This is a genomic window from Mangrovimonas sp. YM274 (assembly GCF_030908385.1).
Lineage (GTDB): Bacteria > Bacteroidota > Bacteroidia > Flavobacteriales > Flavobacteriaceae > Mangrovimonas_A.
Map to the genome: position 1 here is coordinate 1,794,422 of NZ_CP133091.1, position 12,811 is coordinate 1,807,232.

Below are 12,811 nucleotides of genomic sequence, written 5' to 3' on the forward strand. Positions count from 1 at the left end.
TGATTATAAAAAGGTCGTGTGATAAAACGGAGTAGTTTTTCTTAAAGTGTTGTGTTAAATTTAAAAATGAGAATACTAAAAATGAAGTCATGGAAAACTCAAAAACCATTTTATTACACAATATAACCCCAGAGGAATTGAGGGATATGATTGTAAAGGACTTGAAAGTTGAACTTGAGGCTATTTTGTCAAAAGCAAAAGAAGTTGAAAATTATTCTATGCAAGAAGTTGCAGAACAATTAAAATGTTCAAAGTTAACAGTTAGTAACTACATTAAAAAGGGCTATATACCAGCCTTTAAAATTGGTAGGAGGTGCTATGTTAAAAGAAAGGATTTAGAGGATGCTTTAAAATTAAAAGAGGTGAAATCGCTCAGATATAGGAGAGGAGGTTGAATTTTTGATGGCTCTTTCTTTGCTAGTTCGTTTTTTTGAAATCTGTTCATAACAATTAACTTCTTTTATGGAAACCCATAAGGCTGTATAATGCAGAATTCCTATTTTTAGACTTTAAAATTTACAACCAATTCTTACAATATATTAATGTCCAAATCATCTAAAGCAAAAAAAGAAAAATCAATAGAAGAAACCCTTTGGGACTCCGCAAATAAATTAAGAGGCTCGGTAGAGCCTGCAGAATATAAGCACGTTGTACTGGGGCTTATCTTTTTAAAGTTCGCTAGTGATAAGTTTGAAGTACGCCGAGCAGAACTTATAGCAGAAGGCAAAGACAAGTTTTTAGAAATGAAAGAGTTCTATAACATGTCTAACGTATTCTTTTTACCAGAAGAAGCCAGATGGTCTTATATTATTCAACAGGCTAAACAGGACGATATCGCCTTAAAAATAGATACCGCACTTCACACCATTGAAAAGAATAACCCAGCTTTAAAAGGCGCATTGCCCGATAACTACTTCTCAAGGTTAGGTTTAGATAAAAGCAAACTAGCGGCTTTATTGGATACCATAAATAACATTGATACCCAAAAAGACAAACAACAGGACGTTGTAGGGCGTGTTTACGAGTACTTCTTATCTAAGTTTGCTATTGCCGAAGGGAAAGGAAAAGGGGAGTTCTATACACCTAAAAGCATCGTTAATTTAATAGCCGAAATGATTGAGCCGTATAAGGGTATAATTTATGACCCTGCCTGTGGTTCTGGTGGTATGTTTGTACAGTCTATTAAGTTTATTGAAAGCCATCACGGTAATAAAAAGGAAGTGTCTATCTACGGACAGGAATATACCAATACCACGTATAAACTTGCTAAAATGAATTTAGCTATTCGTGGTATTTCTGGGAATTTAGGTGAAAAGGCAGCCGATACCTTTGCCGACGACCAGCATAAAGACCTGAAAGCCGACTATATTATGGCTAATCCGCCATTTAACCAAAAAGACTGGCGAGCCGACAATGAGTTGCTGGACGACCCACGTTGGCGTGGTTACGATGTGCCGCCGAAGAGTAATGCCAATTACGGTTGGATTTTGAATATGGTTTCTAAGTTGTCAAGTAATGGGGTTGCTGGTTTTATTCTTTCGAATGGTGCGTTGTCTGGTGGTGGAGACGAATATAAAATTAGAAAAAAGCTAATTGAAAATAATTTAGTTGAAGCTATTTTGATACTTCCTGGTAGTATGTTTTATACTACGGATATTAGTGTTACAATTTGGATTGTTAATTGTAATAAAAAAGCCAGAACCGTTGAACTTCCTGATAATATTGTTAGAAATTATAGAGATCGCGAAGACAATGTTCTCTTTATGGATTTAAGAAAAATAGGAGAGCCGTTCGAAAAAAAATACATTCAATTTAGTGAAAAGCATATAGTTGATATTGCTAAAACCTACCACGACTGGCAGCAAGAAGATAAAGACTACCAAGATGTACCAGAATACTGTGCTTCAGTAAATGTGGCTGAAATCGCTAAAAAGGATTATTCCTTAGTGCCAAGTAAGTATATTGAATTTGCAAATCGTGATGAGGATATAGATTTCAATGAAAAAATGGCAGACTTACAAAGTGAAATGAAGGTTTTACTAAAAGCAGAGGCCGACTCTAAGCAAGAATTGTTAAACGTTTTTAAAGAGTTAGGGTTTGAAATCGAAATATAAAACATTAGGGCAATTCATCGAGCCTTGTAATGAGAAAAATTTAAAAAGAGAGATTTCTGATTCGATGCTTAGAGGGATAAGCAATCAAAAATATTTTCAAAAAGCTAAGACTAATACTATAGGTGTTGATTTATCAAAATACAGGATAGTTAGAAAAGGACAATTTGCTTTTAATAGAGCAACTACCAGAAATGGTGATAAAATATCAATTGCTCTTAGAAAAGGAAAGGATTGCATTGTTTCACCATCTTATAGAATATTCAGGTCTAAAGATGAAAATATTTTAAATAGTGAATATTTAATGATGTGGTTTAGACGCCCTGAGTTCGATAGATATGCTCGTTTTAAATCACATGGTTCAGCACATGAGTTTTTTGATTATGACGAAATGTGTGAGGTAGAGTTACCTGTCCCAAGTATTGAAAAACAGCGAGAAATTGTAGCAGAATACAATACGGTTATTAATCGTATTAAACTTAATAAACAATTTAACCAAAAACTGGAAGAAACTGCACAAGCCCTATATAAACATTGGTTTGTGGATTTTGAGTTTCCGAATGAGGAAGGTAAGCCTTATAAGTCGTCTGGTGGTGAGATGGTTTATAACGAGGAGTTGGATAAGGAAATTCCTGAGGGGTGGGAGGCTGCTTCTATATCTGATTTTGGTAAGGTTATTACAGGAAAAACCCCTTCTTCAAAAAATCCTGAAGATTTTGGTGATGAAATGCTTTTTATAACACCTGGTGATTTCAAATTTTATAACAAGTTCGCTTTAAGTTCTGTAAGGAAATTATCAAAATCTGGTATTAATAGGTTATCGAATAAAGTTCTACCAAAAGGTTCGATAATTGTTACTTGTATAGGTTCCGATATGGGGAAAATTGTGGTTACAAATTATAATTGTATTACAAATCAACAAATGAACTCGATTATAGGTTATGAAAAATGTTATACGGATTACTTATTTCATCATTTAACATTTATTGCTGATGAAATAAAAGCTATTGCAATGGGAAGTTCAACCATGCCAATGCTTAATAAATCCGATTTTGAGAAAGTTTTGCTTTTGAGGCCTAAACTTGAATTATTAAAAGTGTTTGATAGGCTTTTAGAGCCAATAAATGATGAGTTAATTAACTTATCGACTCAAACTAAAAATCTTAAATTGTTGCAGAATTTACTGCTTTCAAAAATGACTAAACTTTAAAAATATAAATGATAAAATCATGAAAGACTTAATTATCGAAGCTGGCCAAAACTTAAGAACAATTCAAATCGATTACACCGAAAAGGACGGTAGTAATGAAGGTTGGAGAGAAGTAGAACCTTATAGTTTTAGAGAAAAAAATGGGGTTGAATACTTTTATGGGTACGATATCGAAAAGGACGGTATTCGTGGTTTTATTATTGACTCAATAAATGATATTGAAATTACAGAGAATAGTTATGAACCTAGATGGTCGGTTGAATTTTAATAGTTATGAAGTTAAAAAGGTTTGAAATAAGTGGTTTTAGAAGAGTTTTAGATGCAGAATATTTATTTGGTGACGCTACTTTTTTAATAGGTGAAAATAACGTTGGTAAAAGTGCTGTTTTAAAGGCTTTAGAATTGTTTCATTCAGGAGAAACTAGATTGTCTATTTTGGATTTTTTTTACGATGAGGAATCTGGCTATCGTTCTGAAAAGGTTGTTTTTACAGCGGAATACGTAGGTTTGCCAGAGGAAGCTGAAACATGGAGAGGGTTTAAAGGAAGGATTTTAAAAAGAGAAATTGAAGGCGGGGAAATTGAGCGATATATTTTATTTAAAAAGGAATATACACAAGATGGTAAAAGTCTTCATAGTTTAAAGGAATATAAAAGAGCTTTAAAAGTAGAATTTGAAGCTTGCAAAAAAGCTCAAGATTTTATTGACTCAGGGCTATCTTTAGATGAGTTAACCGCTGTTTTTGGAGATGAGATTGATTTAAATAAAAACATAACAGTTAAAGCACATGAAGGGGATTTAGAAGAGCTTACCTCAATTTGGGATTATGATTATGATAGTTCTGAATGGTTTCATAGACCAGGAGGAATTGTTGGTAATATCATATCTAAACTTCCTAGATTTTTGTTTATACCAGCAGAAGATAGAAAGGATGAAATTGATGGTAAGTCAGGGGCATTACAAAAGGTTATGAAAAGCCTTTTTGATGATGTACGTGATACTTCTGAGAATTTTGCGAAGGCACAAGAATATTTAAATAAACTTGCCGAAGAATTAGATCCGACGGATGAGACCAAAGATTTTGGTAAAATGTTAGAGGAAATAAATTTGATAGTTGGTAACGTTTTTCCAGAAACAGGGTTGCATGTAAAGACTGAATTGGATGATGCTGATAAAATATTGAAACCTCATTTTAATATAGAAATGTCAAGTAATATAAAGACATCGCCAGATAGGCAAGGTACAGGTTCAATTCGTTCAGCAGCATTTGCTTTATTAAGATTTAGGTCGACTTATCTAGAAAGAAAGGATAGAACAGACAGGAATTTGATTATAGGGTTCGAAGAGCCCGAGATTTATCTCCATCCGAATGCTGCAAATAGCATGAGAAATGAAATATACAATTTAGCCGTAGCATCAACGTCTCAGATTATTTGTACAACGCATTCCCCGTATATGATTGATTTGGGGAAAGATTTAGATAAGGATAAATACCCAAAACAGGTGCTTAATCTTCTGAAAATATCTTTAAACGAAAAATTTGGATTATTTGCTTCAAATTCTAATCCTTTCAATACAACACAAGCTTATAATGATTTAATAGCAGAAGAACAAGACCAAATAAAGTTTATATTAAAAATAGATGATTACATCGCGAGGGTCTTTTTTGTTAAACATTTGATAATCGTTGAGGGTGATACTGAAGATGTAGTTTTTAGGGAGACTATTAGAAGATTACCTTTACCTGTTAAGAAAGTTGTAGATGCAGATTATCAAATAATAAAAGCACGAGGTAAAGCAACCATAATATCTTTAGTGAAATATCTTAAAGCTTTAGGATTCCAGCCATTTGTTATTAACGATGAAGATCAAGTTGCTGGAGCAACAAAGTTTAATAAACCCATTTCCGATGCATTAGGTTCAGAAGAAGACCGATTAATGTTGAAATATTGTATGGAAGATGTGTTAGGGTATGAACCTCCATCTGGGAATAAGCCTTACCAAGCATATTCTTTTATTAAGGATAATTGGGATATTGAAGAAGGCTGGGACGGTGTTGGAAAAGACTGGAAGGAAATTATAGAAAATAATGTATTAAAAGAAATATTCGAGAGTTATGTCGACATTAAAACTGAATCAGAAGCTTAAAAGAGTAGAACTTCAAAAGTTTGAATTAGATAACGAAATCGTATTTAATTATTTCGACAAGCTCCCAGCCAGCGAGCGAGATGAAAAGCTAGTACGAGCATTGTATATTGGGGTTTTGGCGTTAATGGAAGACCGTATTTCATCTTTTTTAGCAAAAACGACGAATGAGCTAGGTACAGAATTAGAAAGCCTTAAAATGCTTTTTGAAATGAAAAAGGAGCTTTTTTATAAGTCAACCATAAAAGGGGCTTTAGCAGAAGATGAGATTGCAGAGGTTTTAAACGAGTTTTTTCAAAGTAAAAAAATAAAGGATAGAGCATTACTTACAGGGAATGCAGCTGGTGAACTGGCTAAAAATAAAACAGGGGATATTATTTGCGAAGTTAATGGCGAACCAGATTTAAAAATAGCCATAGAATGTAAGTTTGATAAAAGTGTTAAGCTCGGCACGATTGATACCAAAGATATATTCATAAGAAAGACAGATACCGCTTGGAGTCAGCTTATCGAGTCTAATGCTAACAGAAATTCTAAAGTTAGCTTGATTGTGTTCGATATTTCATTAGTTGATAATTCCATTTTAAAATTTACGGAAAATGTAGGCTTTATTCCAGAAATTGGTTTTGTAGCCATTATAGACTCGCAAAAAGGCGATTATAACAACTTGGTTATCGCATATATGCTGGCTAGAGATATAGCTTTAAACGCGAAAGAAGTAGAACTAGATAAAGATGTTTTAGTGGTTTTAGTTACAAGAATAATTAAGGATATAAATGAAATTAAAGCGATAAAAACCTTAGTTGAAAAAAATATAGATAACAATAAGGAAATTTTAAAGCAGATAGAAAAATCTATGCTGTTAATGGATTTTAATCAAAAATACCTAACTCAGTTTTTACAAACAGGAACACTTACTAAAAAGGATTTACTAGACTTTTACATGGGAGAAGAAGTCAAAGACCAGTATAAATTGATTGAAAAGGATTTAAACGAATTATAGAGAATGGCAAAATATTCTGTACACCAACAACCCGTCGAAACCTTATTAAGCTGGATAAAATCAGGTGATATTGCGATACCAGAAATACAGCGTCCTTTTGTTTGGAAATCGGCAAAAGTTAGAGATTTAATCGATTCTTTATATCAAGGTTATCCTGTGGGGTATATTATTACATGGCGTAATCCTGATGTAAAATTAAAGAATGGTGAATTATCAGCTGGTAAAAAGGTGCTTATCGATGGACAGCAACGTATTACGGCACTAACAGCCGCAATAGTTGGGCAAAGGGTATTAAATAAAAACTACAAAGAAGTAAATATTAGAATAGCTTTTAACCCATTAAATGAAAAGTTTGAGGTCTTAAATAAAGCTATAGAAAAAAGTAGCGATTGGATTGATAATATTAACCCTATTATTAATGATGAAGTATCTATTACTAAGGCGATAAGAACATATCTAAAGGCTAATCCAGAAGCGGATGAAGATATCGTAGAAGAGCGTATAGAAAATCTGAAACGGATTAAAAATAAGCAGGTAGGTATTATAGAGTTAGACCATTCTTTAGATATTGATACGGTTACAGAAATATTTATTCGTATCAACCAAAAGGGAGTGGTGTTAAGTAATGCAGACTTTGTTATGTCTAAAATTGCAGCCGATGAGATTAATGGCGGTAACAAGATGCGTAAGCTGGTTGATTACTTTTGTAGGCTGATTGTTGATAAAGGGTTTAATAAGCATATTTTAGATAACGATAATGGTTTTGCTAATCACGAGTATTACAAGGCCATGAAATGGATGGCAACGGGTAAAGACGATTTGTATGTCCCAGACTATATAGATGTATTACGTGTGTCATACACCTATAAATTTAGCAGGGGTAAGTTTAGCGATTTGGTTGCTTTATTATCGGGTAGAAATTTCGAAACAAGAAGTTATCAAGCTGATATTGCAGAAAGAAGTTACCTAATGTTGTCTGAAGGACTAATGGATTTTATTAACCAAACGAATTATCAGCGTTTTATAATGTTGGTGGAGTCAACAGGGCTTATACATAATAAACTTATTTCTTCTAAAAACAGTCTTAATTTTTCGTATGCACTATATTTAAAATTGAGAAAAGATGGTATGCCAGAATCGGAAGTACAACATTATGTGAAACGTTGGTTGATTATGTCTTTGCTAATTGGTCGTTATTCTGGTTCTTCCGAGTCTATGATTGATGAAGATATTAAGCAAATCAATGAAAAAGGCATACAGGCCTATCTTGAGCAAATGGAACGCACGCACTTAGGAGAAGGTTTTTGGGATTTCGGTTTAGTTTCAGACTTAGAAACTTCAAGTGTTAATAACAATGCTTACAATGTTTATTTGGCGGCTCAATGTAATGCGAATGCAACAGCCTTTCTGTCAAAAAGCATGAAGATAAGTAGTTTGATAGAACAGCGTGGAGATATACATCATATTTTTCCAAAGAAATACTTAAGTGACAATAAGTTTATTCAACGTCAGTACAATCAGGTGGCTAATTTTGTTTATACCGAGCAATCTACCAATATTAAAGTCGGTAAAATGCCACCGAAGGAATATCTTTCAAAGGTTATAAACCAAATTGAAAGCGAAGAGTTTGATATAAGTACCATTAATAACAGTGATATTTTAGAAGAAAATCTTGTCGTTAATGATATTCCTTCTTCGATATTAAATTCAGAATACGCCGATTATGATGAATTTTTAAAGACACGACGAGAATTGATGGCAAAAAAAATAAAAGGGTTTTACGAAACATTATAACCACAAAGCATGAAAAAATTTACCGAAGCACAATTAGAACAGGCATTTATAGATTTATTAAATCAAGAAGGCATACCACATGTGTCAGGTAAAGTAATTGAAAGAGAACCAGAAGAGGTTGTCATTAAAGACGATTTAAGAGCGTTTCTTTTAAATCAGTATAAAGAAGATGGCTTAACCGAGTTAGAGGCGAATCATATCATAAAAGAGCTTCTGTTACTGCCTGCTTCAGACTTATATGAAAGCAATAAAACATTTATGAAAAAGCTTTCGGATGGTTTTGCTTTCAAGCGAGACGATAGAAGCCAGAAAGATATATGGGTTTATCTTATCGATTATTCCGAAGAAAACAATAATACATACAAAATAGTGAACCAGCTTGAAATAGTCGGTTCACAAAAGCGTATTCCAGACGGCATTCTTTACGTTAATGGTTTGCCAGTTATAGTGTTCGAATTTAAAACGGCTATTCAGGAAAATGTTACTATTCATAATGCCTATAAGCAACTAACCGAACGGTACAGAAGAGATATACCAGAGCTTTTTAAGTATAATGCGTTTTGTGTAATAAGCGACGGTGTTAATAACAAAGCAGGGTCGTTTTTCGCAGCCTACGAATTTTTCTATGCATGGCGTAAAATTGAAGGGACGACCAAAGAGGTCGATGGTATAGACTCTATGTTTACTTTGGTTCAGGGTATGTTTAATCAGAACCGATTAAGGGATATTATTCGCAATTTTATCTATATTCCAGACACGTCGAAAAAGGACGAAAAAATTGTTTGTCGTTATCCTCAATATTATGCAGCAAATAAGCTTTACGATAATGTTATAAAACACCAAAAACCAATAGGCGACGGTAAAGGTGGAACTTATTTTGGGGCGACAGGGTGTGGCAAGAGTTTCACTATGCTCTTTTTAACACGTTTGTTAATGAAAAGTGTTCACTTTTCGAGTCCAACCATTGTTTTAATTACCGATAGAACCGATTTAGACGACCAGTTATCTGGGCAGTTTACCAATGCTAAAAATTACATTGGCGATAACGTAGTACAAAGTGTTGATAGTCGGGCAGAATTGAGGACCTTGTTACAAGGTAGACAGAGTGGTGGCGTGTTTTTAACAACCATCCATAAGTTTACTGAAGATACCGAGTTGCTAACGGAACGTACTAATGTGGTATGTATCTCAGATGAAGCCCATCGAAGTCAGACCAATTTAGACCAGACAATCCGTGTAACAGAAAAAGGCGTTAAGAAAACCTATGGCTTTGCAAAGTATTTACACGATTCGCTTCCAAATGCAACTTTTGTAGGTTTTACAGGAACGCCAGTAGATGCAACTTTAGATGTTTTTGGTGGTGTTGTAGATGCTTATACAATGAAAGAGTCGGTAAGCGATGAAATCACCGTTAGAATTGTTTATGAAGGTCGTGCCGCAAAAGTAGCTCTTCAAAACACCGAATTAGAAAAAATTGAGGAATACTACAATAGGGTTGCAGAAGAAGGTGCAAATGAGTATCAGGTAGAAGAAAGTAAAAAGCAGTCGGCTAATATGCATGCTATCCTTGGCGACCCAGACCGATTACAAGCTATCGCAGAGGATTTTGTTACACATTATGAAAACAGGATAAATGAAGGGGCTACGGTTAAAGGTAAAGCGATGTTTGTGTGCAGTAGTAGAGAAATAGCATACGAATTTTATAAAAATGTCATTGCACTTAGACCAGAATGGGCAGAAGTTAAGATAGCGGAAGACGGGGCAGAATTATCTGAAAAGGAAAAGAAAGAGATTAAGCCGATGGAGCGCATTAAAATGATAATGACCAGAGGTAAGGATGATGATGAAACCATGTATAATCTTCTAGGTACGAAAGAGTATAGAAAAGAACTGGATAGGCAGTTTAAAAACGAAAAATCAAATTTTAAAATCGCTATTGTTGTTGATATGTGGTTAACTGGTTTTGATGTACCGTTTTTAGATAGTATTTACATCGATAAACCTATTCAACGCCATAATTTAATTCAAACGATATCACGTGTTAACCGCAAGTTTAAAGGAAAGAACAAAGGTTTAGTCGTCGATTATATCGGCATCAAAAAGCAAATGAACCTTGCTTTAGCTATGTATAATAAGGGCGATAGAGAAAACTTTGAAGATATAGCTGAGTCGCTTATCGTAGTTAGAAATCATCTAGATTTATTATCTAAGGTGTTTCATAAATTCGATAGTACTAAATATTTCGACGGAACCGCTTTGGAACAGCTAAATACGTTGAACACAGCTGCCGAATTTGTACAAGTCACAAAAGACCTAGAAACCCGATTTATGGGCTTGGTAAAGCGTTTAAAAGCGGCCTATGATATTTGTGCTGGTAGTGAAAAGTTAACACAGAAGGAACGTGATTATACCCATTTTTACTTAGCTGTTCGTTCGATCGTGTTTAAGTTAACAAGAGGTGAGGCCCCCGATGTCGCACAAATGAATGCTAGGGTGCGAGACATGATTAAAGATGCGTTGCAAAGTGAAGGGGTAGAAGAAATATTCAAGTTAGGTGACGACAACCAGACTGAGCAGGATATTTTCGATGAAGCTTACTTAGCAAAAATTGATAAAATTAAGCTTCCCAATACTAAAATTAAATTACTACAACAGTTATTAGCCAAGGCTATAGGCCAAATGAAAAAGGTTAACAAAGTTAAAGGGGGTGACTTTTCAAGAAAAATGGAAGCTTTAGTGGAGCGTTACAACGAAAGAAAAGAAGATGATGTATTGAGAAGTGAGGTGTATGAAGAAATGGCTGAACAGCTAACTAACTTAATTTGGGAAGTACACAAAGAGTTTTCGGCAGGCGATGATTTAGGTATCGATTTTGAGGAAAAAGCCTTTTACGACATCTTAAAAGAACTGTGCATTAAATATGATTTCAATTATCCTGAAGACAAGCTGGTTACATTGGCAAAAGCAGTTAAAATATTGGTTGAAAGCGAAGCTAAGTTTCCAGACTGGAATAAACGTGATGATATAAAAGCTGCGCTTAAAGTTGGTCTTATCTTATTATTAGACGAGTATGGTTATCCACCAGTAGAGCGTGATGAAGTCTATAAAGACATCTTTGAGCAAGCTGAGAATTTTAAGAAGTATCAGAGGGTGTGATTTTTATTTGTTGTGACTGTCAGATGTGGTTTTGATTAATTCATTTTAAGATATCATCCTCTCTGTAGTTAGGTTTGAAAAAGAGGACTTTTAAATGATAAACATCCCAAATTATGGGGCTTTTTATTACCGATTTTAGGGCTCATAAAAATATTTAGCTATGACTTACTCCTTAGTAAATATCTTGATTCTTCACTTATATATGCATAAGGGACATATTCACTATCTGAGGAATACTTAATGCAGTCCTCGTCCGAATAAGAATCCTCCTCATAGTTGCTAAAAAAAGCAACCATATCATGAACAGATTTGGGAACTATTAGAAGATTAAACCTGAGATCTCCGTTCATTATAAAAGCTCCTGTTTCATCTTTGATCTGTTTTGCTTGTTGGTAAGTCATAATTTTACTTTTATTAAACAACTAAATATACTAAAAACCTTACTACAATAGGAACATAAAAGCCAACCCATCTAAATTTAGAATCTCAGAAATATTCAAGTCATTTTAAATACAATTGCTACAAGCTGCAAGACTGCTATCAAGCATAATATAGCAATTATAATGTTTCCTAATTTACTTGGTTTTCGTGGTTTCGTTGACATATTAGCTCAAAACAAGATATTTAAAATTATTAGCCATTATGATGATAATTTTTATTCTTCCAATTTAATCTTACCTAGCAAATAATCACTTATCACTACCTTAATTTTCATTGAAAACTTCGCCAAAGATGTAAAATCAAATTCTTCCAGAATATCATCTTCAGCAACCATCGAGACTTGGTTTGAGCTGGCAATTGACATCCCAATTTGTAAATCTTTTGCTTCACCATCAACATGGCCAATCAAAGAATTTCTTAACCACAAAGCTTTATCCTTTAATTCTCTGTAATAAATACGATCCTCGGATATTGGAAATGCTATATCAACAAATTTATCTAAATATTTACTTCTAAATATTTTGTCATTCTTAGCAATTTTCCCTTTTGCCTCAAAGCCTACATTATACAATGTAGAAAATGAAATAATAGCACATTTTCTCGCAGCCCTAGCGGCCCACTGGAACTTGATCCGCACAAATGGATTTACTGTTCCTGGTTTCATCAATTTGCGTTGACTATCCATTTCTTTGGCCGTTTCAATATATTCCCACACCTTATTTATTTCTTCTGTATAAACATGTAGCCTCCCTACAACACTAAGCTCAAAATAATCAAGAGGGTTATAACTTCCCCCAACGTAGCCAAAAACACTTCTTCTTGGATTCTTATCTATTGACATAAATAATTAATTGGTTTTGGTTAAAAATAAAAAAATCAACACACCAAACAACTTGATCGTACAATGTTTTCATTAGTTTTACTCACCTAAATGACCGACTAATAAATCAT

The 12,811-nt window shown here is 33.9% G+C and carries 9 protein-coding genes; 8 read left to right on the forward strand and 1 reads right to left on the reverse strand.

The annotated features are described in order from the left end of the window. Positions 1 to 89: 89 nt before the first annotated feature. The 8 genes from RBH95_RS07875 to RBH95_RS07910 all read left to right on the forward strand — a co-directional run bounded on the left by RBH95_RS07875 (position 90) and on the right by RBH95_RS07910 (position 11,419). Positions 90 to 395, forward strand: a complete 306-nt coding sequence (locus RBH95_RS07875; RefSeq protein WP_307902143.1) for a helix-turn-helix domain-containing protein — start codon at positions 90 to 92, stop codon at positions 393 to 395. Between the two features lie 147 nt (positions 396 to 542). Further along, the gene (locus RBH95_RS07880) at positions 543 to 2,114 is read left to right on the forward strand and encodes a class I SAM-dependent DNA methyltransferase (RefSeq protein WP_307902144.1); all 1,572 of its coding nucleotides are present in this window, start codon (positions 543 to 545) and stop codon (positions 2,112 to 2,114) included. Next, positions 2,098 to 3,321, forward strand: coding sequence for a restriction endonuclease subunit S (locus RBH95_RS07885; protein ID WP_307902145.1), 1,224 nt, complete (start codon positions 2,098 to 2,100; stop codon positions 3,319 to 3,321). The genes RBH95_RS07880 and RBH95_RS07885 overlap by 17 nt, the downstream gene beginning before the upstream one ends. A gap of 19 nt (positions 3,322 to 3,340) precedes the next feature. Beyond that, a complete protein-coding gene (locus tag RBH95_RS07890) occupies positions 3,341 to 3,589 on the forward strand; it encodes a WYL domain-containing protein (protein ID WP_307902146.1) in 249 nt (82 codons plus the stop codon). A gap of 5 nt (positions 3,590 to 3,594) precedes the next feature. After that, positions 3,595 to 5,469, forward strand: a complete 1,875-nt coding sequence (locus RBH95_RS07895) for an ATP-dependent endonuclease (RefSeq protein ID WP_307902147.1) — start codon at positions 3,595 to 3,597, stop codon at positions 5,467 to 5,469. Next, positions 5,438 to 6,469 (forward strand): hypothetical protein, encoded by a 1,032-nt coding sequence (locus RBH95_RS07900; protein ID WP_307902148.1) that lies wholly within the window; start codon positions 5,438 to 5,440, stop codon positions 6,467 to 6,469. Before RBH95_RS07895 ends, RBH95_RS07900 begins: the two co-directional genes overlap by 32 nt. A gap of 3 nt (positions 6,470 to 6,472) precedes the next feature. Further along, positions 6,473 to 8,263, forward strand: a complete 1,791-nt coding sequence (locus RBH95_RS07905) for a DUF262 domain-containing protein (RefSeq protein WP_307902149.1) — start codon at positions 6,473 to 6,475, stop codon at positions 8,261 to 8,263. Positions 8,264 to 8,272: 9 nt separating this feature from the next. Next, positions 8,273 to 11,419, forward strand: a complete 3,147-nt coding sequence (locus RBH95_RS07910) for a type I restriction endonuclease subunit R (RefSeq protein WP_307902150.1) — start codon at positions 8,273 to 8,275, stop codon at positions 11,417 to 11,419. Positions 11,420 to 12,074: 655 nt separating this feature from the next. Here RBH95_RS07910 and RBH95_RS07915 read toward each other — a convergent pair. Then, positions 12,075 to 12,701 carry a hypothetical protein gene (locus tag RBH95_RS07915; RefSeq protein ID WP_307902151.1) on the reverse strand — a complete coding sequence of 209 codons (627 nt, stop codon included), beginning with the start codon at positions 12,699 to 12,701 and terminating at the stop codon, positions 12,075 to 12,077. Positions 12,702 to 12,811 lie beyond the last annotated feature (110 nt).